The organism is Streptomyces sp. NPDC126503 (assembly GCF_040302405.1).
In the GTDB taxonomy this organism is placed as follows: Bacteria; Actinomycetota; Actinomycetes; order Streptomycetales; family Streptomycetaceae; genus Streptomyces; species Streptomyces gulbargensis.
Genome location: NZ_JBEORS010000039.1, coordinates 1 through 25,965, shown reverse-complemented (window position 1 = coordinate 25,965; position 25,965 = coordinate 1). Strand labels below are relative to the sequence as shown.

28 protein-coding genes and 2 riboswitches are annotated in these 25,965 nt (G+C 73.4%); of the genes, 10 read left to right on the top strand and 18 right to left on the bottom strand.

The annotated features are described in order from the left end of the window. Window positions 1-119 precede the first annotated feature (119 nt). Entirely contained in the window at window positions 120-542 is a 423-nt protein-coding gene (locus ABTY40_RS29760) for a Rieske (2Fe-2S) protein (RefSeq protein WP_352062355.1), read from the top strand. 164 nt (window positions 543-706) lie between these two features. On the opposite strand, the gene ABTY40_RS29755 is transcribed toward ABTY40_RS29760, so the two are convergent. Further along, the gene (locus ABTY40_RS29755; protein ID WP_352062354.1) at window positions 707-1,609 is read right to left on the bottom strand and encodes a LysR family transcriptional regulator; all 903 of its coding nucleotides are present in this window, start codon (window positions 1,607-1,609) and stop codon (window positions 707-709) included. A 74-nt stretch (window positions 1,610-1,683) separates the two neighbouring features. Between ABTY40_RS29755 and ABTY40_RS29750 the strand changes: the two genes are divergently transcribed. Continuing rightward, a complete protein-coding gene (locus ABTY40_RS29750) occupies window positions 1,684-2,712 on the top strand; it encodes a DMT family transporter (protein WP_352062353.1) in 1,029 nt (342 codons plus the stop codon). Window positions 2,713-2,756: 44 nt separating this feature from the next. Beyond that, window positions 2,757-3,398 (top strand): hypothetical protein, encoded by a 642-nt coding sequence (locus tag ABTY40_RS29745; protein WP_352062352.1) that lies wholly within the window; start codon window positions 2,757-2,759, stop codon window positions 3,396-3,398. Window positions 3,399-3,439: 41 nt separating this feature from the next. Here ABTY40_RS29745 and ABTY40_RS29740 read toward each other — a convergent pair whose 3' ends face one another. Continuing rightward, window positions 3,440-4,774 carry an aminotransferase class I/II-fold pyridoxal phosphate-dependent enzyme gene (locus tag ABTY40_RS29740; protein ID WP_352062351.1) on the bottom strand — a complete coding sequence of 445 codons (1,335 nt, stop codon included), beginning with the start codon at window positions 4,772-4,774 and terminating at the stop codon, window positions 3,440-3,442. Window positions 4,775-4,809: 35 nt separating this feature from the next. Here ABTY40_RS29740 and ABTY40_RS29735 point away from each other — a divergent pair, with 35 nt between their 5' ends. Further along, window positions 4,810-5,514: a pyridoxamine 5'-phosphate oxidase family protein gene (locus ABTY40_RS29735; protein ID WP_352062350.1), complete on the top strand. Its 705-nt coding sequence runs from the start codon at window positions 4,810-4,812 to the stop codon at window positions 5,512-5,514. Continuing rightward, window positions 5,508-6,206: an FMN-binding negative transcriptional regulator gene (locus ABTY40_RS29730; protein ID WP_352062349.1), complete on the top strand. Its 699-nt coding sequence runs from the start codon at window positions 5,508-5,510 to the stop codon at window positions 6,204-6,206. Before ABTY40_RS29735 ends, ABTY40_RS29730 begins: the two co-directional genes overlap by 7 nt. Before the next feature lie 23 nt (window positions 6,207-6,229). Here the strand turns inward: ABTY40_RS29730 and ABTY40_RS29725 are convergent, their stop codons facing one another. The 6 genes from ABTY40_RS29725 to ABTY40_RS29700 all read right to left on the bottom strand — a co-directional run bounded on the left by ABTY40_RS29725 (window position 6,230) and on the right by ABTY40_RS29700 (window position 10,597). Next, window positions 6,230-6,700 (bottom strand): hypothetical protein, encoded by a 471-nt coding sequence (locus ABTY40_RS29725; protein WP_352062348.1) that lies wholly within the window; start codon window positions 6,698-6,700, stop codon window positions 6,230-6,232. A gap of 13 nt (window positions 6,701-6,713) precedes the next feature. Then, window positions 6,714-6,965 (bottom strand): hypothetical protein, encoded by a 252-nt coding sequence (locus tag ABTY40_RS29720; RefSeq protein ID WP_309052509.1) that lies wholly within the window; start codon window positions 6,963-6,965, stop codon window positions 6,714-6,716. Next, a complete protein-coding gene (locus ABTY40_RS29715) occupies window positions 6,962-7,261 on the bottom strand; it encodes a hypothetical protein (RefSeq protein WP_352062347.1) in 300 nt (99 codons plus the stop codon). The genes ABTY40_RS29720 and ABTY40_RS29715 overlap by 4 nt, the downstream gene beginning before the upstream one ends. A 249-nt stretch (window positions 7,262-7,510) precedes the next feature. Next, entirely contained in the window at window positions 7,511-8,506 is a 996-nt protein-coding gene (locus ABTY40_RS29710; protein ID WP_352062346.1) for a DMT family transporter, read from the bottom strand. A 169-nt stretch (window positions 8,507-8,675) separates the two neighbouring features. Beyond that, window positions 8,676-9,695 carry an EamA family transporter gene (locus ABTY40_RS29705; RefSeq protein WP_352062345.1) on the bottom strand — a complete coding sequence of 340 codons (1,020 nt, stop codon included), beginning with the start codon at window positions 9,693-9,695 and terminating at the stop codon, window positions 8,676-8,678. Between the two features lie 41 nt (window positions 9,696-9,736). Further along, window positions 9,737-10,597, bottom strand: coding sequence for a hypothetical protein (locus ABTY40_RS29700; protein ID WP_502990709.1), 861 nt, complete (start codon window positions 10,595-10,597; stop codon window positions 9,737-9,739). Between the two features lie 196 nt (window positions 10,598-10,793). Between ABTY40_RS29700 and ABTY40_RS29695 the strand changes: the two genes are divergently transcribed. Further along, window positions 10,794-11,018 carry a hypothetical protein gene (locus tag ABTY40_RS29695; protein ID WP_352062344.1) on the top strand — a complete coding sequence of 75 codons (225 nt, stop codon included), beginning with the start codon at window positions 10,794-10,796 and terminating at the stop codon, window positions 11,016-11,018. Window positions 11,019-11,048: 30 nt separating this feature from the next. On the opposite strand, the gene ABTY40_RS29690 is transcribed toward ABTY40_RS29695, so the two are convergent. Then, on the bottom strand, window positions 11,049-11,675 hold the full coding sequence (locus ABTY40_RS29690; protein ID WP_352062343.1) for a PadR family transcriptional regulator: 627 nt from the start codon (window positions 11,673-11,675) through the stop codon (window positions 11,049-11,051). Between the two features lie 150 nt (window positions 11,676-11,825). Here ABTY40_RS29690 and ABTY40_RS29685 point away from each other — a divergent pair, with 150 nt between their 5' ends. Continuing rightward, on the top strand, window positions 11,826-12,635 hold the full coding sequence (locus ABTY40_RS29685; protein WP_352062342.1) for a PhzF family phenazine biosynthesis protein: 810 nt from the start codon (window positions 11,826-11,828) through the stop codon (window positions 12,633-12,635). A 75-nt stretch (window positions 12,636-12,710) separates the two neighbouring features. Here ABTY40_RS29685 and ABTY40_RS29680 read toward each other — a convergent pair whose 3' ends face one another. Both ABTY40_RS29680 and ABTY40_RS29675 read right to left on the bottom strand, forming a co-directional pair. Beyond that, window positions 12,711-13,490 carry a CPBP family intramembrane glutamic endopeptidase gene (locus tag ABTY40_RS29680; RefSeq protein WP_352062341.1) on the bottom strand — a complete coding sequence of 260 codons (780 nt, stop codon included), beginning with the start codon at window positions 13,488-13,490 and terminating at the stop codon, window positions 12,711-12,713. Window positions 13,491-13,607: 117 nt separating this feature from the next. Next, window positions 13,608-15,107 carry a glutamate-cysteine ligase family protein gene (locus ABTY40_RS29675; protein ID WP_352062340.1) on the bottom strand — a complete coding sequence of 500 codons (1,500 nt, stop codon included), beginning with the start codon at window positions 15,105-15,107 and terminating at the stop codon, window positions 13,608-13,610. A gap of 483 nt (window positions 15,108-15,590) precedes the next feature. Between ABTY40_RS29675 and ABTY40_RS29670 the strand changes: the two genes are divergently transcribed. Next, window positions 15,591-16,205 carry a hypothetical protein gene (locus ABTY40_RS29670; protein WP_352062339.1) on the top strand — a complete coding sequence of 205 codons (615 nt, stop codon included), beginning with the start codon at window positions 15,591-15,593 and terminating at the stop codon, window positions 16,203-16,205. A 341-nt stretch (window positions 16,206-16,546) separates the two neighbouring features. Beyond that, on the top strand, window positions 16,547-16,753 hold the full coding sequence (locus ABTY40_RS29665) for a DUF5999 family protein (RefSeq protein WP_345286555.1): 207 nt from the start codon (window positions 16,547-16,549) through the stop codon (window positions 16,751-16,753). 74 nt (window positions 16,754-16,827) lie between these two features. Here the strand turns inward: ABTY40_RS29665 and gcvP are convergent, their stop codons facing one another. Next, window positions 16,828-19,713 (bottom strand): aminomethyl-transferring glycine dehydrogenase, encoded by a 2,886-nt coding sequence (gene gcvP / locus ABTY40_RS29660; RefSeq protein WP_352062338.1) that lies wholly within the window; start codon window positions 19,711-19,713, stop codon window positions 16,828-16,830. 64 nt (window positions 19,714-19,777) lie between these two features. Further along, a riboswitch (glycine riboswitch) is annotated at window positions 19,778-19,890 on the bottom strand. A gap of 1 nt (window position 19,891) precedes the next feature. Continuing rightward, a riboswitch (glycine riboswitch) is annotated at window positions 19,892-19,990 on the bottom strand. Window positions 19,991-20,103: 113 nt separating this feature from the next. Here gcvP and ABTY40_RS29655 point away from each other — a divergent pair. Continuing rightward, complete coding sequence (locus ABTY40_RS29655; protein WP_345286559.1) at window positions 20,104-20,478, top strand: PRC-barrel domain-containing protein; 375 nt, start codon at window positions 20,104-20,106, stop codon at window positions 20,476-20,478. 51 nt (window positions 20,479-20,529) lie between these two features. Here the strand turns inward: ABTY40_RS29655 and ABTY40_RS29650 are convergent, their stop codons facing one another. The 6 genes from ABTY40_RS29650 to ABTY40_RS29625 form a co-directional block, all read right to left on the bottom strand. Beyond that, the gene (locus ABTY40_RS29650; RefSeq protein ID WP_352062337.1) at window positions 20,530-21,960 is read right to left on the bottom strand and encodes a DNA polymerase IV; all 1,431 of its coding nucleotides are present in this window, start codon (window positions 21,958-21,960) and stop codon (window positions 20,530-20,532) included. An 83-nt stretch (window positions 21,961-22,043) separates the two neighbouring features. After that, window positions 22,044-22,661 carry a MerR family transcriptional regulator gene (locus ABTY40_RS29645; RefSeq protein ID WP_352062336.1) on the bottom strand — a complete coding sequence of 206 codons (618 nt, stop codon included), beginning with the start codon at window positions 22,659-22,661 and terminating at the stop codon, window positions 22,044-22,046. 184 nt (window positions 22,662-22,845) lie between these two features. Further along, window positions 22,846-23,313 (bottom strand): bifunctional nuclease family protein, encoded by a 468-nt coding sequence (locus ABTY40_RS29640; RefSeq protein WP_309053375.1) that lies wholly within the window; start codon window positions 23,311-23,313, stop codon window positions 22,846-22,848. A 53-nt stretch (window positions 23,314-23,366) separates the two neighbouring features. Then, the gene (gene ftsR, locus ABTY40_RS29635) at window positions 23,367-24,107 is read right to left on the bottom strand and encodes a transcriptional regulator FtsR (RefSeq protein WP_352062335.1); all 741 of its coding nucleotides are present in this window, start codon (window positions 24,105-24,107) and stop codon (window positions 23,367-23,369) included. Window positions 24,108-24,135: 28 nt separating this feature from the next. Continuing rightward, complete coding sequence (locus ABTY40_RS29630; RefSeq protein WP_352062363.1) at window positions 24,136-25,077, bottom strand: FHA domain-containing protein; 942 nt, start codon at window positions 25,075-25,077, stop codon at window positions 24,136-24,138. A 79-nt stretch (window positions 25,078-25,156) separates the two neighbouring features. After that, complete coding sequence (locus ABTY40_RS29625; protein WP_352062362.1) at window positions 25,157-25,888, bottom strand: DUF881 domain-containing protein; 732 nt, start codon at window positions 25,886-25,888, stop codon at window positions 25,157-25,159. Between the last annotated feature and the right edge of the window lie 77 nt (window positions 25,889-25,965).

The following is a 25,965-nucleotide window of genomic DNA, read 5'->3' as shown; positions in this document are numbered from 1 at the left end:
CCCCGCTCCGGCACCGTCGCGAGAACCGTCCGGGTGTCGAAGTGTCCATACGGCGCACGGGGCGCCCTTGACGGCCGTACCGTCGGTTCCGGGACGTCACCACAGGAAGGGGAAACGGCATGGGCGCAGTGGCACGCCGGACGGTGGTCTCGGCGGCGGGCGGCGCGGGTCTGGCGGCGGTGCTCGCCGCCTGCGGCGGGGGGACGGGCGAGCCACGGGACCCGGACGGGAAGGAGGACGGCGGCGGAGGCGAGAGCGCCGTCCTCGCCACGATCGGAGAGGTCCCGGTCGGTGGCGGGAAGGTCGTGGCCGGGCACGGGGTGGTGATCACCCAGCCGAAGCAGGGTGAGTTCAAGGCCTTCTCCTCCACCTGCCCCCACGCGGGCTGCACCGTCGGGCGCGTCGAGGCGGGGGCGATCGTGTGCCCCTGCCACCAGAGCCGCTTCGACCTGTCGGACGGCAGCGTGACCTCGGGGCCGGCCAAGGAGCCCCTGCCGCCGATGCCGATCCAGGTCCTGGGAGAGGAGATCAGCTTCGGCTGAACGCCCGTTCCGTACCCGCGCGTTGGCGGAGGAGGGCAGGAACTCCCCCGTCGGTACGGAGGCTTCGGCCGAGGAGGACGGAAACTCCCCTGCCCTTACGGAACCTTCGGCCGGGAGGACCGCGACGCCGCCTCTCCAGGCGCCCGGTCCCGTGGGCCGCCCGATCAGCCGCGGAGGGGTTCGGCGGCGGCCCGCAGGGCCTCCACGACCGCCCGGACCGAGGGCCGCCGGCCGGCGTCCCCGCGCCAGGTGGCGTAGATGTGCCGCCGCACCTGCTGCCGGACGGGCACGAAGACCACGCCCTCCGGCCGGGGACGGCCGAGCCGGGGGGTCACGCACACGCCGAACCCGGCGGCGACCAGGGCGAGCTGGGTGTGGTGTTCGCCCGCGAAGTGGCCGAGGCGGGGCTCGATGCCCTGCGAGCGGAGAGTGAACATCAGCCAGTCGTGGCAGAACTCCCCCTCCGGCCAGGACACCCACTCCTCGTCGGCGAAGTCCGCCAGGTCCACCGCCTCGCGCCCGGCGAACCGGTGCCCGGCGGGCAGGGCGACGTCGGCGCTGTCGTCCAGGAGGTGGGCGCGCTCCAGGCCGCCGGGCACCGGGGCGCGCTTGTTGCTCCAGTCCAGGACGATCGCCAGGTCCGCGTCGCCGCGCAGCACCGCGCGCACGCCCGGCTCCGGCTCCATCTCGGCGGTCCGCACGCGCAGGTCCGGATGGCCGGCGCGGAGGGCAGTGAGCGCACCCGGCAAGAGTCCGCGCGCGGCCGTCGGGAAGGCGGCGAGCCGGACCTCGCCCACCACCTGGCCGCGCTGGGCCTCGATGTCGGCCTGGGCGCGCTGGACCTGGGCGAGGATGGCGGCCGCGTGTTCGGCGAGCAGGAACCCGGCGTCGGTGAGCCGGACGCCCCGCCCGTTCTTGGCGAGGAGCTGCTGCCCCACCTCGCGCTCCAGTTTGGAGAGCTGCTGGGAGACGGCGGAGGTGGTGACGTGCAGGCCCTCTGCCGCTCCGCTGACCGAGCCGTGCCGTGCGACGGCGTCGAGGGTGCGCAGGCGCTCCAGATTCAACATGTAAGCGATCCTAAGACAAGGGGTCGAAGAATTCTCGCTTGTTCTAAGACGTAGGGCCCGACACGCTGTGTGTCATGAGCACCGAAGCCACCCGCACCCCGCCCCGCGCCGCCTCCGCGCGGCCGTCCCGCCTGCTGGACTGGCGCCTCCGCTTCGGCGCCCTGGCCCTTATCTGGGGCTTCAGCTTTCTCCTCATCAAGGTCGGCACCGAGGGCTTCGCGCCGTTCCAGGTGACCTTCGGCCGCCTGCTGTTCGGTACGGCGGTGCTGGCCGTGGCTCTCGTCGTGAAGCGGGACCGGCTGCCGCGCGGCGCCCGCGTCTGGGGTCACCTGACGGTGGCGGCGTTCCTCCTCAACGCCCTGCCGTTCTCGCTGTTCGCGTACGCGGAGCTGACGATCCCCTCGACCCTGGCGGGCATCTGCAACGCGACGACGCCGCTGTGGGGCATGGCGCTGTCACTGGTGGCGCTCTCCGAGGACCGGCCCACCCGGGTGCGGGCGGCGGGGCTCGGCATCGGTTTCGTCGGGGTGCTCACGGTGCTCGGGGCCTGGCAGGGCTTCTCGGGCCTGGACGTGACCGGCACGGCGCTGGCCCTGCTCGCCTCCTTCAGTTACGCGGTGGGCTGGATCTACGTCCGCAGGACCCTGAGCGGCACCGGCGCCTCGCACCTCTCCCTGGCGGGCTCGCAGGTGGGCATCGCGACGCTCCAACTGGCCCTGGTTACCCCGCTGTTCACCTCCGTTCCGGAGTCGGTCGAGATCGTCCCCCTGCTGGCGGTGATCGCGCTCGGCGCCCTCGGCACGGGGTACGCGATGCTGCTCCAGTACGGCGTCGTGGCCGAGGTGGGACCGACGACCGCCGCCATGGTCACGTACTTCATCCCGGTCATCGCCACGGCGGCGGGTGTCGCGCTTCTGGACGAGCGGCTCAGCTGGAACACGCCGGTCGGCGCGATCGTGGTCCTCGCGGGCGCGGCCCTGACGCAGACCCGCCCCTCCCGCCGCACCCCGGCCACCACGCCGGCGGCCGGAGCCGCCGACCCGCCGGGCGGCCGAGACGCGCACGGAGAGCGCCCGCACACGAGTCGCGTCATCACGAAGTGATCACACGACCTCACGGAGCGTGCGCGGTGCGGCAGGCTGGCGCGATGCGCACCCACCCCACCACCGGCCTCGTCGCCGCGTCGCTGCTCGCCCTCGCTCTCACCGCGTGCGAGGGCGGCGGCACCACCGACGACGCCCCCCGCACCACGCGGACGGCCACGCCGCCGGCCTCCACGACCACCACCAGGGCACCGGAGGCGGACGCGGGGCCGGGCACCCTGCCGGACATGACCGGCAAGGGACTCCAGTCCGCCCAGGACCAGGCCCAGGCCGCCGGTTTCCACAACCTCCGCTCCCATGACGCGCTCGGCCGCGGCCGCGCCCAGGCCCTCGACCGGAACTGGAAGGTCTGCGGGCAGACCCCCGCGCCGGGCGCCCATCCCACGGACACCGAGGTGGACTTCGCGGCGGTCAAGCTGGAGGAGGACTGCCCGGGCACGGACCAGGGCGCGAGCGAGCCCGGGACCGCCACCTCCATGCCGGACTTCACCGGCACGTCGGTGAAGGTGGCCCGTCAGTCCCTCGACCCCGCGACGAGCCTCACCGTCACCGACGCCTCGCCCCAGGGGCGGATGGTGCTCGTCGAGTCCAGCTGGCAGGTGTGCGCCCAGGAACCCGCCGCCGGTACGAAGCTGGACGGGCAGCCCGTCTCCCTCACCGCCGTGAAGTTCGGCGAGAGCTGCTGACCGCGCGGCGGGGCCGCTCGGAGTCGTCGCGCGGACGCGCCCTACCCGTAACTCCTGGCCTGCGCCGGTCCGGCCGCGCGGGCCACGGCCTCGGCCAGGGGCTCGACGTCCCGCGGGGCGAGTCGTGAGACGGTGAGCCGGACGGCCGGCCCGGTCGCGAGGCGGAAGCGGGCACCGGGGGCGACCGCCCAGCCGGCGGCCAGGAGCGCCGTCACCGCGCCCGTCTCGTCGGCCACCGGCACCCAGACGTTCATGCCGCCGCGCCCGTGCGCCTCCACCCCGCGCCGGGCCAGCGCCCGGACGAGTCCGTCGCGCCGTGCCCCGTACGAGCGCGCGACACGGTCCGGGTCGAGGGCGTCGGTGGTCCAGAGGTGGGCGACGGTCCGCTGGAGCAGTCTGCTCACCCAGCCGGGCCCGAGGCGCTGACGCCCCAGCACCCGGTCGACGGTCTCGGCGTCCCCGGTGAAGGCGGCGATCCGCAGGTCGGGGCCGTAGGCCTTGGCGACCGAGCGGACCAGCACCCAGTGGTCGGTGACACCGGCCAGCGGGTGGAGCGGCTGCGCCACGATGCCGTGGCCGTGGTCGTCCTCCACCAGCAGCACCCCGGGCCGGGCGGCGAGCACCTCCCGCAGCTGCCGCGCGCGTTCTCCGGTGACGCAGGCGCCGGTCGGATTCTGCGCCCGGTCGGTGACGATGACCGCGCGGGCCCCGTCCCGGACGATCGCCCGCTCGACCTCGCCCGGCAGCGGCCCGTCGTCGTCCAGGGCCACCGGCACCGGCCGCAGGCCGAGCGCCGGCACGAGATCGAGGAGGCTGCCCCAGCCCGGGTCCTCCACGGCGACGGCGTCGCCGGGCCGCAGCCGGGCGGCGAGCACCCTCTCGATGGCGTCGAGGGAGCCTGAGGCGACCCCGACCGGGCCGTCCGGCACCCCGTCCGCGTCGAAGGCGGCACGGGCGAGCCCCGCGAACTCCCCGTCCACCGGCGCCTGTCCGTAGACACCGGGCGCCTCGGCGTAGCGGCGGGCGACCTCGGCGAGGGCCTCGTCCAGCCGCGGGAGCAGGTCGGGGTCGGGGTTTCCGTCGCTCACGTCCCGGACGCCGGGCGGGGCCTCCACCCGGATCGAGCCCCGCGCGGTCGTGGCCGGCCGGGGGCGCACCCGGCTGCCGCGCCGGCCGTCGGTCTCGATGACGCCGCGCTCGCGCAGGGTGCGGTAGGCGGCGGCGACGGTGTTGGGATTCACCCCCAGCTCTGCGGCCAACTCCCTGAGCGGCGGCAGGAGTCGGCCCGGTTCGAGCGCTCCCGTCCCCACTCCGCGTTCCACGCTGGCGGCGATCTCCGATGCGCGGCGTCCTTCGATCCGATACTCTCCTAGCACAAAACACATTATGCACTAATGCAATGGAGGAAGCAATGAGCGCCACGCCGGACACCTATCCGCCGACCGACCGGACCGTCCCGACCCGCTCCCGCGACCGCGCCTCGTACGACAAGGACCTCGTCCACGCGATACTCGACGAGGGTTCGGTCTGCCATCTCGGCTTCGTCCGCGACGGCGCTCCGGTCGTCCTCCCCACGCTCTACGGCCGGGTGGGCGGCCGGCTCTACGTCCACGGCTCCACCGGTTCCCGTCCGCTGCGGTCCGCCGGCCGCGGCGAGAACGCCCCCGGGCTGCCCGTCTGCCTGACCGTGACCCACGTCGACGGCCTGGTGCTCGCCCGCTCCGCCTTCCACCACTCCCTCAACTACCGCTCGGTCGTCGTGCACGGCACCGCCCACCAGGTCACCGACCCGGAGGAGATGCGCACCGCTCTCGACGCCCTGGTGGACCAGGTCGTGCCCGGCCGCTCGCGCGACGCGCGCCCCGCGAACGCCAAGGAGCTCGCCGCCACCGCCGTCCTCCGCCTCGACCTCGCGGAGGTCTCCGCCAAGGTCCGCACCGGCGGCCCCAACGACGACCCCGAGGACCTCGCCCTCCCCCACTGGACCGGTGTCGTCCCGGTCCAGAACGGCTACGGCACCCCCGAGCCGGCCGCCGACCTCGACCCTTCCGTCGCTCTGCCCGGCTATCTCGCCGCGCTCACCGAGCCGCGTCCCGTGGAGGCCCCGTCGTGCTGATCCACCCCTGGGACGCCGCCCAGGACGAGGGCGAGTGGCGCGACTGGCTCTCCCGCCACGACTTCGGGCAGCTCGCCGTGAACGGCCTGACCGGTGAGCCGCCGTGGGTGCAGCCCCTGCACTTCCGCTACGACGCCGAGCCGGGCCCGTACGGTGAGGCCGTCACCCACCTCGCCCGCCCCAACCCGCTGTGGCGCGCCCTGGAGGCGCAGCCGGTGGTCCTGCTCAGCGTGGTGGACGACTACGTGTACGTGCCCGGCCACTGGACCGCCCCCGACGGTACGCCGCCCGAGCACGGCACCCCGACCTCGTACTACGCCGCCGTCCAACTGCGCTGCACGGCGCACGTGGTGGACGACCCGGCCGAGAAGGCCGAGCTGCTCAACCGCCAGGTGGCCCACTTCCAGCCGGACGGCGGCACGGTGCCGGCCGTCCCGGGCGAGGCGCCCTTCGGCCGCATGCTGCCGGGCATCCGGGTGCTGCGCCTGGAGGTGACCGGGGTCCGGGCGAAGTTCAAGTACGCGGGCAACAAGCCGCCGGAGGTGCGCGAGCGCGTCTCGGCCCGGCTGGCCGAGCGGCGGGGCCCCGGCGACCTCGCCGCCCGCGCCCAGCAGCTCCGCCGCCGCCCGTCCGCGCCGCCGGCCGCCTCCGCCGGCCCGTCCGCGACCGGTGCCACGACTCCCGGCTCCTGACCGGCTGCCACGCGCGGCTGCGGTCAGGGGGTGGAGATGAGCGTGCCGAGCCGGGTGGCGAGCCAGGGCCGGCGGCCGCCCGCCCGCAGGCCGCCGCGTGCGATCGCCTTCCGGACCGGCACGCGGCGGAAGGAGACGAGCAGGAACGCCGTCGGCTCCGCCGCGATCCGGCAGTCGTAGGCGCGCGGCGGGGCGTCACGGGTCACGGTCACCACCGCGATGTCGAGCGCCGCGCCCCCGCCGTACCAGGGCACGGCGACGGGGGTGTCGGGTGGGAGTCCTTCGGTGACCCGGAGGAACGTCTCTCCCCGTTCCGCGAGGAAGTCGGAGCGCTCCGCGCCCGCCGGGCCGCGGAAGAGTTCCACGGACCGGGCGTTCATGACCGTGATCCGGTCGGTGAACGACACCCGGTGGGTGACGGGCCCGCAGATCACCGTCGGGTAGCCCGGTGCGACAGACCCCTGGCCGGTCCACCTTCCGGCGGTGGACGTCACCCGGCCCGGTGGCTCACTCGCTGCCCGCGTAGGCGATGGTGAGCACCGTGAGGGTCCGGGTGTCGTGCCCGATGAGGATGACCGCGGTGACGTGGCCGCGCGCGACCGTTCGGACGATGCCGTCGTCCTGCCCGTACGGCTCGGAACGGGCCAGCGGGTCCTGCTGGGCGTCGACGAGGCAGACGGCGAGGTCACGACGGGCGCCGTCGGGCAGCTGCTTGTACGTCTCGAACACGTCGGCCGAGAAGTGGAGCCGGTAGGTCACTCCGCTCCCCGCCTCCGCGCGTCACGGGTTCCGGCGTCCCGCAGGACCTCGCCGGTGCGGTCGTCCGCCGCCAGGTCGAGCGGCAGCTCGCCCGTCACCTTCGCGGAGACCCGGGCGGTCTCGATCCGGCCGGCCGCGGCGTCGAGGCTCTCGGCCACCGCCGCCCACCGCTCCAGGACCGCCGGCAGTTCCTCGATCGGGGTGAGGTTCACGTCGGCGAGAAGCTGCTGACGGGACGCCGAGTGCGGCAGCACGTGATGAAGCCGGTCGACGGTCCATGTCTGGCGTGCGGTCACGTCGTCCTCCCCGGGGCGTCGCTCCTGTGTGTGCCAGGGTACGCGCCGGGGTACGGCCCGGTCAGTACGCCCGGCGGCCCGTTCGCCACCGGGCGGGACGCCCCGAACGGCTGCCCGCTCCCACGCCCCGCCGGTGAGCCGCCGGGCCGGGCCCGGAACACGGCGGCGTCCGGCACCGGGAGTTGCCCCGGGCCCGCGGGGCCCGGGGCCTTTCTTCCGGACGGTGCCGGGCGACGCGGCCCGGCGCGACTACACGGACACCCCCTGGACCGGCACCGTCTCCCCGTCGGGACCGGTGGCCCGCCGCTGCCGGTCCACGGCCGTCCGGGCCTCGGCGAGGGCGAGGCCGGTGACCGCGGCGAGGAGCAGCACGGTGCCGAGGACGGTGGCGGTGGTGAGCCGTTCGCCGAGCAGCGTGACGGCCATGACGGCGGCGCTCACCGGCTCCAGGAGCATGATCACGGAGACGGTGGCGGACCGCACGGCCGCGGCCCCCGCGAAGTACAGCGCGTACGCGAGGGCGGTCGGTACGGCCGCGACGTACAGCAGGAGGAGCAGCGTCCGCACCGGTTCGCCGGTGTGCGGGACCAGTCCCTCGGCGGCGGCCAGGGGCAGCAGGCCGACGGCTCCGACGGCGAAGGCCCAGGTGGTGGTCGAGAGGGCGTCCGTGCCGCCGCCGTCACGGCCGAGCCACCGGGTGAGCAGCGTGATCGCCGCGTAGCCGGCGGCGGAGAGGAGGGCCAGGAGGACGCCGACGGGTCGGACCTCCGCCTCGCCGCCGCCGAGGACGAGGACGGCGAGGCCCGCGAGGGCTCCGGTGACGGCGGCGAGACCGCCGGCGCCGAGGCGCTCGCCCAGGGTGAGCCGGGCGCCGGCCGCGATGAGGACGGGCCCCGCGCCCAGGGTGACGACGGTGGCGACGGCCAGGCCGGTGGTCTGGACGGCGGCGAAGTAGGCGCTCTGGAAGACGGTCAGGCCGATTCCGGTGCCGAGGACGCGGACGAGCCGGCGGCGGCGTGGTTCGGAGGTGCCGCCGGCGGGCCGCCGGGGACGCAGCGCGAGCGCGCCCAGGAGCAGGACGAGCCCGCCGGCGCAGCGCCAGAAGGAAAGGGCGAGGGGGCCCATGTCACCGGCGCGGAAGATGAGGGAGGCGGCGGCACCGGCCGTGCCCCAGGCGATGCCGGCGACGATCAGGTAGAGCAGACTCCGCCCGGTGGACAGGGCGGATCCCGAGGTGGTGGACACGTGACTTCTCCGTGGAGGACGGGGGAACGGTGGTCGCTGGATCCGCGCGCGGGCAGCGACGAACCGCTCGGGGCGGAGGTCCGCCGGCCGAGTCGTGTCCTCGTCGGGAGTGTCGCCGCGCGCCTAGGCGGCGGGCGGCGGAAGAACGGTCGCGTGCATGATCGGCACCCTAGGGGGTGGGCCGCCCGGCCGACAACCGGGTTTCGGGCTCCTCCGCCCGCTCGCCGTCCGGGCTCTCACGCTCCGCGCCGCCCCCGGAGCCGGCGACCGGTCCCGCCGTGGTCTTCGGGGTGGAGGACTGGGCGATGAAGGCGCCGACCAGGACGACCGCGCCACCGATGATCTGGGGCGCGTCCAGGTGTTCGCCGAGGAGCACCCAGGCGAGGACGGTGGCGATCACCGCTTCCAGACAGGCCACCACGCCGGCGACCTGCGGCGAGAGCCTGCGGACCGAGATGACGCCGGTGACGTACGCGAGGACGGTGGCGATCAGCACGATCCAGCCGAGCAGCAGCCAGGCGGGAACGGCGGTGCCGTCCATGTCGGCGCTGCCGGCGAGCACGGACCGGTCCATGCCCCACGGGCGGGCCACGACGGTGAGGACGAGGGCGCCGATGAGCAGTCCGTACGCGATGACGCCGAGCGGGTCGGCCTGGCCGTCCTCGTCGGCGCCCTGGTCGGAGAGGACGAAGTAACCGACCTGGCAGCAGGCGGCGCCGAGGGCGAGGAGCAGGCCGAGGAGGTCGAAGCTCAGTCCGGACCAGACCTGGACGACGCAGGCGAGGCCGCCGACGGCGAGGACCACGCCGAGCGCGGCGGCGCGGGTGACGGGCCGGCGCTGCACGAAGCGGACCCAGCCGAGGACGAGGGCGGGGGCGAGGTACTCGATGAGCAGGGCGACGCCGACGGGGATGCGGGAGATCGAGGCGAAGTAGAAGGCCTGGACCCCTGCGACGGCGAGCAGGCCGAAGCCGGCGAGCAGGGCGGGTTTGCGGCGCAGGAGATCGCGGTGCCGCCAGGCCACCGGAAGCATGACGAGCGCGGCGCCGGCGACGCGGAGCCAGACGACGTGCAGCGGGTCGAGACCCGCTTCGATGAGCGGCTTGGCCGCCACTCCCGAACCACCGAATGCGAAGGCCGAGGCCAGGGCGAGTCCCAGGCCGGCGCTTCTCCCCTGAGACGCGTGCATCGGGCCATCATGACAGGACGGGGTCAGGAGCGTCACCCCCGTCACACCTGTTGAGACGCCTCCTCGCGGGACGGTACGTCCGCCGCCGCCGGAAGGACCTCGATCCGTCCCCCGGACCGCCCTTCGATCCGGTCGCCGGCCCGTCCCGCCACCCGGGACGCGATCCGCTCCTCGGCCCGGGCGGCCAGGGCCACGGGGTCGATCCCGGCCCCGCGCAGCACCTCGGCGGCCCGGCTCCCGGGGGCGGTGGCCACGACGGCGAGCACGTCGAGGCCCCGGGCGTGCTCCTCGCCGCGCGCGGCGGCCCGCCGGAAGGCCTCCTCCAGGACGGTGGCGGCCGCGGGCGACCAGGCGGAGCTCCGGCCCCCGGTTCCGGCCGTCCCGCGCACGGCGGGGAGGGCCCGGCGGGCGGCGGACTCCTCGACCGAGCGCTGCCAGCGCAGGCCGTAGCCGATGGACCGCTGGACGAGATAGCCGAGGACCCGGGCCCGTTGGTGGCCGCTCTCGAAGGCGGCGCCGGCCTCGGGGTCCGACTCGAGGAGCGCGTGCAGGAGGTGGGCGGTGTCGATCTGGCGGTCGCCGTCCCGCAGCGCCCTGCGGCGCGCGCCCGTCACGACGGTCGCGAGTGCCGGGGGCAGTCCGGCCGCGAGGTCCACGCGCGCGGTGGCGGGCTGCCGCGGCAGCCGTACGGCGGAACCGCTGCCCGCCCGGGGCACCGGAGCGGGGCCCGGCCCCGCCCCTTCGACCGGCCCCACTTCCCGGGCCGTCGCGACTCCGTCGGCCGGCCGCGCGGCGGGAGCCGAGTCCGGCACGGCGGACCGCCCGGGGTGCGCCTGCGGGTGCGCGTGCGGGTGCGGGGGCCGGCTCTCGCGGGGAGCCGGATGCGGGACGGGACTGTGCACCCTTCCACCTCATCAGTCCCGGCGCTCGGGCACATCGGCGGTGAGGAGCATGTCCGCATCCCACCGGAGTTGGGTACGGGCGCGCGGTTCCTCCTCCTTACGGATGAGATCGCGCGAGTTCGCCCGGAGGGGCGCGCGCCGCCTTGCGTGGCGCCCCTCGGCAACCACGGGCCCCGTCGCGCGCGTCCTTGCCCATGTGTTCTGGATGGTGGGCCTGCCCGCGCGTGACGGGCGGCAGTACGTGTACCGGGTCTACGCCCCGCGCGACGCGCTGCGGGCCGACCTGTTCTGGGCCGCGTACCACTGCCACGAGGAGGAGGGCGCGCCCCGGGCCTCGGACTCCTTCGACTCGGCCGAGATCTGGTGGATCGGCCACGGCGCGGGCCCGGCCGCGGCGGAGCTGACGGCCCACCGTATCTGACGGGCCGTCAGTGAGGAGCCGTCGACCGCCTCAGTGCTCGTCGGCCAGGATGAGGTACAGCTTCTTGCGGGCGTCGTTCAGCACGTCGACCGCCTTCTGCCGCTGCTCGGCGCTGCCGGTCTTCCAGACCTGCCCGAACGCCTCCATCAGTCCGAAGCCGGCCTGCCTGATCTCGTTCACGGCCTCCCAGTCGACACCGCGCCCGGCCTCCTCCCACGGAGCCTCGGGTCCCGAGCCGGCCTCGGCGCGTCCGGCCTCGGTGAGCGTGAACAGCTTCTTGCCGCCCTCGCTCTCGCTGACGATCAGCCCCTCGTCCTCCAGCATCTGGAGGGTCGGGTAGACCGAGCCGGGGCTCGGCTTCCAGGCCCCGCCACTGCGCTCGCCGATCTCCTGGATCATCTCGTAGCCGTGCATCGGCCGGTCCTTCAGCAGGGCGAGGATCGAGGCCCGCACGTCACCGCGCCGCGCCCGCCCGCGACCTCCGCCGCGCCCGCGCCCCCCGCCGAAGGGGCCCCCACCGAAGGGACCGCCGCCGAAGCCCGGCCCGAAGGGGCCGAAGGCGGCGCGCCGCCCGTCGGCGTCCCCTCGGGGGCCGGGTCCGCGGTGCCCCCGTCCGGGGCCGTGCCCGTGTCCATGTCCGTGGTCATGAGAACGCATCGCAACGCTCCTTCCTTCAATGTCCTTCTTTGAACTGTCGCGATGCTTCAACGATATATCGGGAGTGTTCGTTCGACAAGCGGTGCGCCGGTCCAGTGATCCGGGATTGGCCTTGTCCGGTGCCCGCGCCGCGCCGGTACGGTCCAGGGCATGCGGATCCGAATCGTCGACGCCTTCACCGACCAGCCCTTCTCCGGCAACCCGGCCGGGGTCCTCCTCCTCGAGTCCTTCCCGGAGGACGACTGGCTCCGGGCCGTCGCGGCCGAGGTCAACCTCTCCGAGACGGCCTTCGCCCATCCCCTCCCCGCCGGGGGCGAGGCGGACTGGGCGCTGCGCTGGTTCACCCCGACCACCGAGGTCGCCATGTGCGGCCACGCCACGCTCGCCACCGCCCACGTCCTGCGCGCCACCGGCCGGACGGACGGTCCCGTCCGCTTCGCGACGCGCAGCGGGGTCCTCGGCGCCACCGCCGAGGACGACGGTTCGATCACGATGGACTTCCCGACCTCCTCCCTCACGCCCGTCGCCGCGCCGGACGGCCTCGCGCGGGCGCTCGGCGCCGAGGTGGTCGCCGTCCACGACACGCCGGCCCACGTGGGGGACCTTCTCGTGGAGCTCCGTGACGAGGCGGCCGTACGGGACCTCGTCCCCGACCTCGCCGCCCTGAAGGGCATGTCCTCGCGCGGAATCATCGCGACCGCCCCCGCCGAACGCCCGGACGCCGGCTACGACTTCGTCTCCCGCTGCTTCTTCCCCGCCATCGGGATCGCCGAGGACCCGGTGACCGGCAGCGCCCACACCGCGCTGGCCCCCTACTGGTCGGCCCGCCTCGGGCGCGAGGACCTGACCGGCTTCCAGGGCGGCGCCCGCACCGGTTTCGTACGGACCCGGCTGCGCGGCGGCCGCACGCTCCTGACCGGGCACGCGCGTACGGTCATCGACGGCGAGCTGCACGCCTGACGGACCCGGCCGCCGGCTTCAGTACGACGAAGGGGCGTACGGCAGCACGCCGTACGCCCCTTCCTCACACCCCCGTCAGACGGTCGGCAGCCACCCGACCTCGCCCGCCAGCAGCCCGTATCCGACGAAGGCCACGATGTCGAGCAGGGCGTGCGCCACCACCAGCGGACCGACCCGCCCCCAGCGCCGGTAGAGGAGCACGAAGACGACGCCCATGACGACGTTGCCGATGAAGCCGCCGACGCCCTGGTAGAGGTGGTACGAGCCGCGCAGCACCGAGCTGGCCGCCAGCGCCGCCACCGGCGACCAGCCCAGCCCGTCCAGCCGGCGCAGCAGGTAGCCGATGACGATCACCTCCTCCACCACGGAGTTCTGCACCGCGGAGAGGATCAGGACGGGGTACTTCCACCACACCTCGGGCAGCGATTCGGGCACCACCGTCAAGTTGAAGCCGGACGCCCGCGCCGCCAGGTAGAAGGCGAGTCCCGCGCTGCCGATCGCGGCGGCGACCAGCGTCCCGCGCCCGAGGTCCGGCCAGGGCCGCGTCCGGTCGAAGCCGATCGCCCGCATTCCGGCGCCTTCCCGCAGCAGCAGGTGCGCCACGAGGAGGACGGGCACCAGCGCCGTCGCGATGCCGAACAGCTGCCAGGACAGGTCGAGCCACGGCCGCCCCGGGGCGTACGAGCCGTTGAGCGTGGCCGCCTGTTCCTTGAGCGACCCGGGCCGGGTGAGCGAGCCGACGAAGCTGATGAGCGAGGACACCGCGCTCGCGCCGAGCGAGAGGGCCAGCACGAGGAGCGTCTCGGAGCGCAGGACGCGCGGCGGCACTCCCTCGGCCGGCAGGGGTTCGCTCATCCGTCGTTCCGACACCACCACACCCGTCTTCCGTTCCCGGTCACGCCCCGAGCACGACCACCCTGACATGATCGCGCACGCGCCGGCCGCATCGAGCGGGAGACGGGCCGGCCGCGGTCAGCCGGTCCCCACCGGCCAGGTGTGCACGGGCTCGCCGGTCAGCGTCAGCTCCCGGTAGCGGCGGGTGGTGGCGGCGAGCGCCGCCTCGCGGTCCAGGCCGTCACCCCGCGCCTTGTGGAAGGTGTCGGCCTGCCAGGAGGCGCCGTTGACCCGCCGCAGACAGCGCTGTTCGATCACTCCGAGGTAGAAGTCCCGGTCGGCCGGCTCCACGTGCCAGGCGTCGAGCCCGGCCGCGGCGAGCGGCAGCAGCTCGTCCAGGACGAGCCGTACGGCGGGCAGGGTGGCGACCCCGCCGGCGCGCCCCTGCCGGGGCCAGCGCAGTTCCGCCTCGATGCCGTACCGGCAGGCGGTGTCGAAGTTGGCCTCCGCGTCCGCGAACTCCATCCGCTTCCACACCGGGCGGGGGTCGTCGGCGAGCGAGCGCACGAGTCCGTAGTAGAAGGCCGCGTTGGCGATGACGTCGGTGACGGTGGGGCCCGCGGGCAGCACCCGGTTCTCCACGCGCAGGTGGGGGACGCCGTCCACCCAGCCGTACACGGGGCGGTTCCAGCGGTAGATGGTGCCGTTGTGCAGGACGAGTTCCTGCAGGCGCGGCACCCGGCCCTCGTCGAGGACGAGGAGGGGGTCCTCGTCGTCGCAGATCGGCAGCAGGGCGGGGAAGTAGCGCAGGTTCTCCTCGAAGAGCTCGTACGCCGAGTCCACCCACCGCTCCCCGAACCAGGTGCGCGGGCGCACGCCCTGCGCCTGGAGCTCAGGGGGCCGGGTGTCGGTGGCCTGGAGGAAGAGGGGCGGCCGGGACTCGCGCCACAGTTCGCGGCCGAAGACGAAGGGAGCGTTGGCCCCCAGGGCTATCTGGACGCCGGCCACGGCCTGGGCGGCGTTCCAGACGGCGGCGAACCGGGCGGGCGTGACCTGGAGGTGGAGCTGGACGGAGGTGCAGGCCGCCTCGGGGACGATCGACTCCGAGGTGCACAGGAGCCGTTCGACGCCATGGATGTCGAGGGTGAAGTCCTCCCCGCGCGCGGCGAGGATCTGGTCGTTGAGCAGCGTGTAGCGGTCGGCCGCCGACAGGTTCTCGAAGACCAGATCACGCTGGGCGAGCGTGGGCAATATGCCGATCATGAGCACGCCCGCGTCGAGTTCGGCGGCCTTGCGGTCGGCGTATCCGAGGCTCGTTCCCACCTCTTCGGCGAGCCGGTCGAATACCCGGCCGGCGAGGCGGTGGGGCGCGATGTTCACTTCCAGGTTGAACATTCCGAGTTCCGTCTGGAAATCGGGGCTGGCGATCTTCTGGAGAACGGGTCCGTTGAGCATGCGGGGCAGTCCGTCGGCGCCCGCGAGATTGAGTTCGATCTCCAGTCCCATGAGATTGCGCGGACGGTCGAACCTCTTCTCCGCCAGCAGTCTCGCGAGTCCCGCGAGGCACTGCTGGAGTTTCCTCCGGTACCGCTGCCGGTCGGCCGGGGCGAACCCGTCCGCCACGACTTTCTCCCCCATCTAAGGGTCCCTCCCGCCCTGGGCGGCCGCCACGACGGCCGCGTGTCACGGACGATTGTGCCCACCCCGCTGATCCACAACCCCTGCGCGCCGAGGCCGTCGGCGGTTAGGCTGCACCGAGCACTCCATCGGCACGGTCCGACGACACTCCGCCGTCGTCATATACCAATGTCATATTGCCTTCCGGGGTGGGGTCATAATTCAGCCGTCCGCCGCCCCGGGGAATGCGCAGGCAGCGGCCTCGCCGATGTCACTATTCCGTTTCAACTGCCCCGTAATACGGCTTGTTGACGTCTTGTCAGGAATAACGGGGCCGTCTAGCGGAAACACTGTGTGAACACGTGTCGTATAAACTCCGCGGACGAGGCAGAGTGTTGGCGCCCGGCCATGGCCGCATGGCCCCCTCTCTGGCCCCGCCGCCGACAGCGCCGTCGTGTACCTGCCCACGCGTCACCGTGTCTCCTGAGTGAGAGGCGACCCACCATGCTCCGACGTTCCCCGGCCCCCGCGCCGGCCCTCCGCAGTGTCCTCGCGGCGCTCGGCTCCCCCACCGCGGTGAGCGAGACCCGAACTCCCGCACTGCGGGCCGCACAGGGGCCGCTGAGCCCCGAACTCCCGCTGCCCGTGCACGTCCTCGGCGTCACCGGCGTGCCCGGGGCCACCCCCGGAGCACCCCCCGCGGCGACACCCCGCACCCGGCTCGTCGGCTGGCGCTTCCTGATCCGAAGCGGTGACCGGGCGATCGCCGCCGCGGACACGATGCTCACCCCGGACGGCTGGTCCTTCTCGCACTTCTTCGAGGGACCGTACGTCCTCTCGACGGAGCGGGCCCTGGCCCAGGCCGAGGCGCTGCCCACCACGTACCAGCCCCGGCTGCTCTCCATCCCGGAGCTCTACATGCTGACGCTCTGGCTGCACGCCGAGCCGGACGGGGAGGACACCCCGGTGGCGCCCGCGGCGGCCGACATCCTGGTGCCGCTGGCCCCCGCACCGCCCGGAATCGCGGCCCACCGCCCGTACCGGATCGCCGACCTCCTGCCCGTGCTGACGACCCGCCTCGCGCCGCCGCCCCTCGCGGGCTCGGCGGCGCCCGCCTGATCCACCCCCGTCACACCCCGACGCCGCCCCGTGATCCGGCCGGATCACGGGGCGCACCGCTGTCCGGGGACGGCGCCCACACCCGCCCGAACACCGCTCCCGAACACCCCTCCCGTACGGACTAGCCCGCTCGGGCCATCCCGAACCACCCGAAGTGACGGGGGGGTTGACCTGAACCGCCCCTGCGGGTGATGCGTCTTCCCCGGAGAGGACGAGCTGACGCGAAATCCCTGCGGAAGGCCGTCCGTGAGGCAAGACTGGGACCATCGAACCGACCGACGGGGGCGGCCATGAGCGCGAGCCGCAGGACATCCACCACGACGCAGCGAAAGAACCCACCCATGTGCCAGCACCAGCCTGCCTGTCCCACCGCCGACTCCGCCGACCGGGAGGCGGCCCGCCTGATGGCGCACCACCCGGAGCAGGGCTGGAGCCTGCTGTGCAACGGCGTCCTCCTCTTCGAGGACACCGGTGAACTGCTGCCGGACGGCCAGATCATCGCACCGCACCGGCCGCTGACGACGGGCCGGGTCACGACCGCCGCCTGACCGCGGCGGAAACGGCCGAGGGCCGGCCCGGAGGAGTTCTCCGGGCCGGCCCTCGGCCGTGCGAGCCGCGCGGCTCAGTGGTCGTACTCGTCCAGCGGCGGGCAGGAGCAGACCAGGTTCCGGTCGCCGAAGGCGCCGTCGATCCGGCGCACCGGCGGCCAGTACTTGTCGGCGGCCGAGACGCCGGCCGGGAAGACGGCCTCGTCTCGGGTGTACGGGTGGTTCCACTCGCCGCCCAGCGCGGCGGCGGTGTGCGGGGCGTTGTGCAGCGGGTTGTCGTCGGCCGGCCACACGCCCGTGGCGACCTTCTCGATCTCGGCCCGGATCGCGATCATCGTGTCGCAGAAGCGGTCGAGCTCGGTCAGGTCCTCGGACTCGGTGGGCTCGATCATCAGCGTGCCGGCGACCGGGAAGGACATGGTCGGCGCGTGGAAGCCGTAGTCGATCAGTCGCTTGGCGATGTCGTCGACGCTGACCCCGGTCGCCTTGGAGAGCGGGCGCAGGTCCACGATGCACTCGTGGGCGACCAGCCCGGCCGGACCGGTGTAGAGCACCGGGTAGTGCGGCTCCAGGCGCTTGGCGATGTAGTTGGCCGCGAGGACGGCGACCTGCGTGGCGCGCTTGAGGCCCTCGCCGCCCATGAGGCGGACGTACGACCAGGAGATCGGCAGGATGCCGGCGGAACCCCACGGGGCGGCCGAGATCGGGCCGACGCCGGTCTCCGGGCCCGCGGTGGGCTGGAGCGGGTGGTTCGGCAGGTACGGGGCGAGGTGCGCGCGCACCGCGACCGGGCCGACGCCGGGGCCGCCGCCGCCGTGCGGGATGCAGAAGGTCTTGTGCAGGTTCAGGTGCGAGACGTCGCCGCCGAACTTTCCGGGCTTGGCGAGGCCGACCAGCGCGTTGAGGTTGGCGCCGTCCACGTACACCTGGCCGCCGGCCTCGTGCACCTCGGCGCAGATGTCCGCGACGTGCTCCTCGAAGACGCCGTGCGTCGACGGGTAGGTGATCATCAGGACGGACAGCTCGTCGCGGTACTGCGCGATCTTGGCGCGCAGGTCCTCGACGTCGACCTCGCCGTCGTCGGCGGTCCTGACGACGACGACCTTCATGCCGGCCATCACGGCGGAGGCGGCGTTGGTGCCGTGCGCGGAGGAGGGGATGAGGCAGACCGTGCGCTGCTCGTCGCCGTTGGCGCGGTGATAGGCGCGGACCGCGAGGAGACCCGCGAGCTCCCCCTGAGAACCGGCGTTCGGCTGGAGGGAGACCTTGTCGTAGCCGGTCACCTCGGCGAGGCGCTCCTCCAGCTCGGTGATGAGCGTGAGGTAGCCCTGGGCCTGCTCGACCGGGGCGAAGGGGTGGATCTGGCCGAACTCGGGCCAGGTCACCGACTCCATCTCGGTCGTCGCGTTGAGCTTCATGGTGCACGAGCCCAGCGGGATCATGCCGCGGTCGAGCGCGTAGTCGCGGTCGGCCAGCCTGCGCAGGTAGCGCAGCATCGAGGTCTCGGAGCGGTGCGCGTGGAAGACCGGGTGGGTCAGGTACGCGTCGGAGCGCAGCGCGTCGGCGGGCAGCGCGTTCTCGGTGACCGCGTCGAGGGCCTCGACGTCGGCGGTGACGCCGAAGGCACCCCACACGGCCGCGAGCTGGGCGCGGGTGGTGGTCTCGTCGCAGGACATCGACACGTGGTCGGCGTCGGCGCGGTACAGGTTGACCCCGGCCTCGCGGGCGGCGGCCACGATCGCGTCGGCGCGGCCCGGTACCCGGGCGGTCAGGGTGTCGAAGAAGGCGCCCTGGACCAGCTCCACGCCTCCGGCGCGCAGACCGGCGGCGAGGATGGCGGCGTACCGGTGGGTGCGCTCGGCGATCTGCCGCAGACCGTCCGGACCGTGGTAGACGGCGTACATGCCGGCCATGACGGCGAGCAGCACCTGGGCGGTGCAGATGTTGCTGGTGGCCTTCTCGCGGCGGATGTGCTGCTCGCGGGTCTGCAGGGCCAGGCGGTAGGCGCGGTTGCCGTCGGCGTCGACGGAGACGCCCACGAGGCGGCCGGGGAGGGAGCGGGCGTGCTTGTCCTGGACGGCCATGTAGCCGGCGTGCGGGCCGCCGAAGCCCATGGGGACGCCGAAGCGCTGGGTGGTGCCCACGGCGATGTCGGCGCCGAGGGAGCCGGGCGAGGCGAGCAGCGTGAGGGCGAGCAGGTCGGCGGCGACGGTGACGATCGCGCCGAGCTCGTGGGCCTGGTCGATGACCGGCTTGATGTCCCGGACGGCACCGGAGGCGCCCGGGTACTGCAGCAGCACGCCGAAGACGCCGCGCTCGGCGACCTCGGCCGGGATGCCGGCGGACAGGTCGGTGACGACGACCTCGACCCCGGTCGGTTCGGCCCGCGTCCGGATGACCGCGATGGTCTGCGGCAGGGCGTCGGCGTCGACGACGAAGACACCGTTCTTGACCTTGCCGACGCGCCGCGAGAGCGCCATGGCCTCGGCGGCGGCGGTGCTCTCGTCGAGCAGCGAGGCGCCCGAGGTGGGCAGACCGGTCAGGTCGGCGACCATGGTCTGGAAGTTCAGCAGGGCCTCGAGGCGGCCCTGGGAGATCTCCGGCTGGTACGGGGTGTAGGCCGTGTACCAGGCGGGGTTCTCCATCACGTTCCGCAGGATCACCGGCGGGGTGAAGGTCCCGTAGTAGCCGAGTCCGATCATCGGGGCGAGGACCTGGTTGCGGTCGGCGAGGTCGCGCAGCTCGGCGAGGACCTCGGCCTCCGTCCGGGCACCGGGCAGGCCCAGCGCCTCGGCGTTCTTGATCACGTCCGGCACCGCGGCGGCGGTGAGCTCGTCCAGCGAGCCGTAGCCGACCTGGGCGAGCATCTTGGCGCGCGCCTCGGCGTCGGGGCCGATGTGCCGCTGCTCGAAGGGAATGCCCTGCTCGAGCTCGGAGAGCGGGATGCGGTTGGCGGTCATGTGCGGGGGCCTCCTGGTCGTCACGACCTGCGAGGGGCACCACGGCGCGGGTGCCCGGACGGCCTCCCCCTCTGTCATCTCAACCTGAGAGCTTCACCGGCACGCCCGAGGGCACGCCGGCTTTCACCGTCGGTGAGAGCGGATGCCGTCGGACTCCCGCTCTGCTTTCCAGAGTGACCTCGTCCGCGCGGTACAGGGGCCTGAGAGATTCCGGGGAGGATTTGCTCCTTCGGCGCCACCGGAAGCTTTCTCCGGGGGACTCTCCCGCACGGGGTCGACAGCCACAGCCAGCCTACCAGCGCCGTTGTGCCGCCCATCGCTCAAGTGGCCGACATCCCGGATGTGCCCTTTCGTAGGGGTGTGGAGCAGCTGCGACCAGTTGGAGGGACCGTGCAGACCGACATCGATCCGCGCAGCCTGATCGGCCGCAAGGCGTACGACCGGAACGGACACAGAATCGGGACGGTGGACGAGGTGTACCTGGACGACGCGACCGGCGTCCCGGAGTGGGCCGCCGTCCGCACGGGTCTCTTCAGCCGGGACGCCTTCGTCCCCCTGGCGCCGAGCGAACTGGTCGACGACGGGCTCCATGTCCCGTACGAGCGGGCGCTGATCAAGGACGCCCCGGACTTCGGCGTCGGCCGGCACCTCTCCCCCGAGCAGGAACTCCAGCTCTACCGCCACTACAGCCTCGCCCTGCCGCCCCCGCCCGGGGACACACCGGACACGGACTTCGGGCGCCTGGCGGGCCAGGACGGCCCCTGACGGCCCGCACACCCTCGGGCAGGACGTACGGCTCCGGGGGCCGCCGACGGGTCAGGCCGCCGCTCCTCCGCCCGCCGCGTCCGCGCGCCCCGGCACACCGGTCCCCCGCCCCGTCCCCCGCACCAGCGGAAGCGGCTCGGACGGCTCCAGATCCGGATCGTCCACGGCGAAGGTCCGCACCCGACCCGGCGGGGACCAGGGCTCCTCGAAGCGGACGGTGACGCGTCCGACCCCGCTGCCCTGGACCCAGCCCGCCCCGTGCACGGCGTGCCGTACGTCCTGCCCCGGGGACCAGTGCCGCTCCTCGGCCGGAGCGGTCCGGGCGGGGTCGCCGGGGAGGGAGGCGGCGGGCTCCGCCGGGGCCTCGGCCTCCCCGGTGTCGCGCCCGCCGGCCATGGACTCCGCCGCCTCCGCGAACTGCGCGAAGAGGTCCTCCTGCGTGTAGTCGGCGAGGCCGCTGACCCCGACACCCAGGAGCCGCACGCCCCCCGTGGTGTCCACCGCCTCCAGGAGCCGCCCCGCCGCCTCCCGTACGACCACCGGGTCGTCCGTGGGCCCGCGCAGCGTCTCGGAGCGGGTCAGCGTCGAGAAGTCGTACCGCCGCACCTTGAGCACGATGGTCCGCCCGGAGTGCCCCGAGGCGCGCAGCCGCCCCACGCACCGCTCGGCGAGCCGCTCCACCTCCGTGCGGATCCGTACCCGGTCGTGCAGGTCCACGTCGAAGGTGTCCTCGACCGACACCGACTTGGCGTCCCGCTCGGCCACCACCGGCCGGTCGTCGTACCCCTGGGCCATCCGGTGCAGCGAGGCCCCGTGCGCCTTCCCCAGGAGCCGTACGAGCTCGTCCTCACCGGCCTCCGCCAGATCGGCGACCGTGGTCATCCCGGCCCGCCGCAGGTGCTCCCCGGTGGCCGGGCCGACGCCGGGCAGGATCCGTACCGACCGGGGCCCGAGGAGCTCCCGCTCGGTGCCCGGCTCGATGAGCACGAGTCCGTCGGGTTTGGCCTCCTCGGAGGCGATCTTGGCGATCATCTTGGACCCGGCGAGACCGACGGAACCGGTCAGGCCGGTGGTGGCCAGGATGTCGGCCCGCAGCCGCTCCCCGGCGGCCCGCGCGCTCGCGCTGTCGTCGGCCACTCCCCCGGCCTCCAGATCGACGAAGGCCTCGTCCAGGCTCAGCGGCTCCACGAGCGGCGACAGCCGCCCGAGCAGCTCCATCACCTGCTCACTGATCGACCGGTAGAAGGCGAAGCGCGCCACGAGAAAGGCGGCGTTCGGCGCGAGCCGCCGCGCCTGCCCCATCGGCATGGCGGAGTGCACCCCGAAGCGCCGCGCCTCGTAGGAGGCGGTGGCCACCACGCCGCGCGGCCCGAGACCGCCGACGATCACCGGTTTTCCGCGCAGGCTGGGCTTCGCCGCCTGCTCGGCGGCGGCGAAGAACGCATCCATGTCCAGATGCAGGATCGTCGGCGCGGCTCTCACGCCTCCGATGCTGCCCCATGCCACTGACATCGGACTCACCGACAGGAAACCCGGCAGGACCGGCCGGCCGCCGGACCCGGGGCTCAGACGGCCCGGTCGCGCCGCCGCCGGGCCAGTTCGTCGCCCGGATTGTGCCCGATCAGCGTCTCGCCCGTGTCGACCCGCTCGCCGTGCAGCTGCGAGAGAGCCGCCTCCACGTCGCGCCAGACGACGCCCACGGCGATGCCGAAGACACCCTGACCGCCCTGGAGGAGGCTCACCACCTCGTCGGGCGAGGAGCACTCGTACACGGTGGCGCCGTCGCTCATGAGCGTCATGCGCTCCAGGTCGCGAAAGCCCCGCGCCCGCAGGTGCTGGACGGCGGCCCGGATGTTCTGCAGGGCCACGCCGGTGTCGAGGAACCGCTTGACGATCTTCAGGACGACGACGTCGCGGAAGCTGTACAGCCGCTGCGTCCCCGACCCGTAGGCGGGCCGCACGCTCGGCTCCACGAGCCCGGTGCGCGCCCAGTAGTCCAGTTGGCGGTAGGTGATACCGGCCGCCGCACAGGCCGTCGGACCGCGGTAGCCCACGGCTTCGGCCGCCAGGCCTTCACCCGCGTCCGTGCCGAAGTCGCCCACCCTGTCGTGAAGCGGATACGGAGCGCTCTCTCCGGACACGCGTCCGAGGGAGCTCCCTGCCGTACCGTCCGCGCTGCTCATCACGCCGACCCTCCGTCCTTGACCTGCCCACACGAAGGTAGGCAGTCACTTGGGGTGCGTCAACGATCGCCACACTCGGCACGCCGAGTGATAATCACCCTGAGGGTGGTTTCCCGTGTCCCTCTCCCGGGAAAGGCTACTCGAATGCTCTGACAGCGCCCCGCGAACGGCTCGTGGCCGCCGGTCACTGGCTCCCGAAGTCCTCCGGTGAGATCTGGTCGAGGAACTCGCGGAACTTCTCCACCTCGTCCTCCTGCTCGTCCGGAATCGCGATGCCGGCGTCGTCCAGGACACCGTCACTGCCGAAGATCGGCGTACCCATCCGCAGCGCCAGCGCTATCGCGTCCGACGGCCGGGCACTCACCTCCACGCCGCTGGCGAAGACCAGCTCGGCGTAGAACACCCCGTCCCTCAGATCGGTGATGCGGACCTGCGTCAGCTCCTGGCCCACGGCCTCCAGCACGTCCTTGAACAGGTCGTGCGTCAGCGGCCTCGGCGGCGCCATGCCCTGCTGGGCGAAGGCGATGGCCGTCGCCTCCCCCGGTCCGATCCAGATGGGGAGGTAGCGATCGCCTCCCACTTCGCGCAGGAGCACGATCGGCTGGTTGGAGGGCATTTCGACCCGGACACCCACAACGTCGAGCTCGTTCACACAGCAACCCTAGGACGTGCCCGACCGGTTTGGATAGTCGGGCCCGGACAAGATCACGGCAGACGGACCCCGAGCGCGGTCTGTACCAGTGCCGCGTGGAGCCGTACGGAGAGAGTCGCGAGCTCTTTCGCGGTGGCCTCCGCATGGGCCCTGGTCTGCGGATTCCGGTGCCGGCGCAGCGGCGCGACCACCTGTTCCACCAGCCCGGCCTCCCGGTCCGCGGCGGCCTTGACACCGCGCAGGTGGCGCGGTTCGAGACCGAACCTCCCGAGGTCCGCGACGAGCCGGGCCACGGTCACGGTCTCGGCGTCGTAGCCGCCGCCCGCCGTCTCCGCGACCAGACCGTACGACTCCCACTCGGCGAGTTCGCTCTCCCCGACCCCGGTGGCGGCGAGTAGCTCGGCCCTGCCGATCCGCGCGGCCGTCGGCCGCTCCTGCTCGGGCTCGCCCCCGTCGGCCGCCAGGTCGCGCCGGCCGGGCGCCGGCAGCGCGACCCGCTCACCCCGGGCCAGGGCGTCGAGGTGTTCGCGGATCACCTTCAGCGGGAGGTAGTGGTCCCGCTGCATCCGCAGGATCCGAGCGAGCCGCTCGACGTCCTGCGGGCTGAACTTCCGGTACCCGGAGGCCGTGCGCCGGGGCTCGACGAGGCCTTCGGCCTCCAGGAACCGGATCTTGGAGATCGTCACTTCGGGAAACTCGTCGCGCAACTGGTTGAGCACCGTGCCGATGCTGACCAGCCGGTCGCCCGCGCCGGCGGCGCCGGAACCGGCACCGCCCGTCGGTGTTCGCAGCATGGACCTTCCCTGAAGGTTCTCCGGGGCGTCAGGCGCCCCGCTGGCTCGAGTGGAAGACCAGCCGGTACTTGCCGATCTGCACCTCGTCGCCGTTGGACAGAACCACCGACTCGATCGGCTCGCGGTTCACATAGGTGCCGTTGAGGCTGCCGACGTCCGACACCGTGAAGGTGCCGTCCTGTCCCCGACGGAACTCCACGTGGCGGCGGGAGACCGTCACGTCGTCGAGGAAGATGTCGCTCTGCGGATGACGCCCCGCCGTGGTCAGCTCGCCGTCCAGGAGGAACCGGCTGCCCGAGTTCGGGCCGCGGCGCACCACCAGGAGCGCGGAGCCCGGCGGCAGCGCCTCGACGGCCGCCAGCGCCTCGGGCGACAGCGACGGCATCGCGATCTGGCCGGTGGTTTCCGAGTCGTACGCCTCGAGCCCCGAGATGGAGATCGTCGACGTCGTCTCGGACGCCCGCTCGGCGGCGACCCCGCCCCGCAGCGGCGCGCCGCAGTGGGAGCAGAAACGGCTGTCGGCCGCGTTGCGGTGACCGCACCTCGTACACACCGGCATGGACGCATCCTCCTGCCGCGGCTGCCCCGCGGAGGTCTGTGTCGCATACGGATCGGGGTTGAACCCTCCACCCGTACTTGAGGTTGATGGTTCTCCGAAACCTATGCGGGCGGCCCCGGCAGGGTCAACAGAAGACGCGCCCTGTGTGCCCGGAATGTCACCCCCCCGGCCACCGACCTCGTCACGGAAGAGGGGGCGCTCGCCACCCTGTTCCTCGCTCTGGGCGTGGCGCTGCGCGCGGTGTTTGGCGTTGCCGCCGTCCTCGCGTGCGCTCTTGCCGAACAACTTCGCAAACAACTTCACGGGCGATTCCCCTTGACCGAAACAGACCCGCCCGTGGGGCAGGACGAACCGAGATCCATCACACCTGCCGACCCGGACACCTTCACAACGTCCGTATCCTCCGGACAGTTTCCACCACGCACCACCGTTGTGGTGCGCCGACCCCCCGCAACGCCGAGCCCATGTCGCGGGACCCCCCTCGCCCCTCTCACTGCGAGGACGACCGAGCGTAGTCAGGCCGCTTCGCGGGTCGCAAGGCGTCGACGACGATCTTCGCCGACCGCTCCACCGTGGCCGTGGCCTGCTCCTTCTCCAGGGTCTGGACGACACCGCCGGGGATGTTGAGCGCGGGCTCGAGATCTTCCGGCTTGCCGATGACCTTGAAGACGTACGGAGCGGCCACCTTCGTTCCATCGATCCGCATCTCGTCACCGCTACCGGTGAAATAGCTGTCCGCGACGACGCGGACGCCGTTGACCTGGATCGCCTCCGCACCGGCCGCGCGGAGCTCCTGGATGGCGTCGAGGAGCATGTCGGACTCCACCGCCCCGGCCGGGTCGGTCACGGTGAGGGTGATGCCGGGCCCCTCGGCGGCGACGGTGCCGGCGAGGATGCCGAGCTGCCGCTCCTTCTCCTGGGTCTGCTTGCGGGCCTCCTCGGCCTGGTCGGAGCTGGACTCCAGCTCCGACCGCTGCTGCTCCAGGCGGGCCTTCTCGTCCTCCAGACGCTGGGTCCGGTCGTCGAGTTCGTCGAGGATGCGGACGAGGTCCTCCTGCCGGGCCCCGCGCAGGGCGCTGTTGTCGCTGGTCGAGGAGACCTGGATGGCGAGCCCCAGACCGAGGACGAACAGCAGCAGGGCGACGACGAGCTGTGCCCGGGTGACGCGGGGCGGCCACAGCGCGTCGGCGAGCCGCCGCCGTCCCAGGACGGCCGGAAGCAGCGGGAGACGACGGTGACGCCGATCAACGCCTTCGTCTTCGACGTCGGGTCCTTGCGGTTGTCCATGAGCTGGAGCTG

Coding starts and splice junctions, on each gene's coding strand:
- ABTY40_RS29675 (WP_352062340.1), bottom strand. CDS start 15,107: ATGGGGGAGAAAGTCGTGGCGGACGGGTTCGCCCCGGCCGACCGGCAG.
- ABTY40_RS29705 (WP_352062345.1), bottom strand. CDS start 9,695: ATGCACGCGTCTCAGGGGAGAAGCGCCGGCCTGGGACTCGCCCTGGCC.
- ABTY40_RS29755 (WP_352062354.1), bottom strand. CDS start 1,609: ATGTTGAATCTGGAGCGCCTGCGCACCCTCGACGCCGTCGCACGGCAC.
- ABTY40_RS29735 (WP_352062350.1), top strand. CDS start 4,810: ATGAGCGCCACGCCGGACACCTATCCGCCGACCGACCGGACCGTCCCG.
- ABTY40_RS29685 (WP_352062342.1), top strand. CDS start 11,826: ATGCGGATCCGAATCGTCGACGCCTTCACCGACCAGCCCTTCTCCGGC.
- ABTY40_RS29670 (WP_352062339.1), top strand. CDS start 15,591: ATGCTCCGACGTTCCCCGGCCCCCGCGCCGGCCCTCCGCAGTGTCCTC.
- ABTY40_RS29750 (WP_352062353.1), top strand. CDS start 1,684: ATGAGCACCGAAGCCACCCGCACCCCGCCCCGCGCCGCCTCCGCGCGG.
- ABTY40_RS29690 (WP_352062343.1), bottom strand. CDS start 11,675: ATGCGTTCTCATGACCACGGACATGGACACGGGCACGGCCCCGGACGG.
- gcvP (WP_352062338.1), bottom strand. CDS start 19,713: ATGACCGCCAACCGCATCCCGCTCTCCGAGCTCGAGCAGGGCATTCCC.
- ABTY40_RS29760 (WP_352062355.1), top strand. CDS start 120: ATGGGCGCAGTGGCACGCCGGACGGTGGTCTCGGCGGCGGGCGGCGCG.
- ABTY40_RS29745 (WP_352062352.1), top strand. CDS start 2,757: ATGCGCACCCACCCCACCACCGGCCTCGTCGCCGCGTCGCTGCTCGCC.
- ABTY40_RS29680 (WP_352062341.1), bottom strand. CDS start 13,490: ATGAGCGAACCCCTGCCGGCCGAGGGAGTGCCGCCGCGCGTCCTGCGC.
- ABTY40_RS29665 (WP_345286555.1), top strand. CDS start 16,547: ATGTGCCAGCACCAGCCTGCCTGTCCCACCGCCGACTCCGCCGACCGG.
- ftsR (WP_352062335.1), bottom strand. CDS start 24,107: ATGCTGCGAACACCGACGGGCGGTGCCGGTTCCGGCGCCGCCGGCGCG.
- ABTY40_RS29645 (WP_352062336.1), bottom strand. CDS start 22,661: ATGAGCAGCGCGGACGGTACGGCAGGGAGCTCCCTCGGACGCGTGTCC.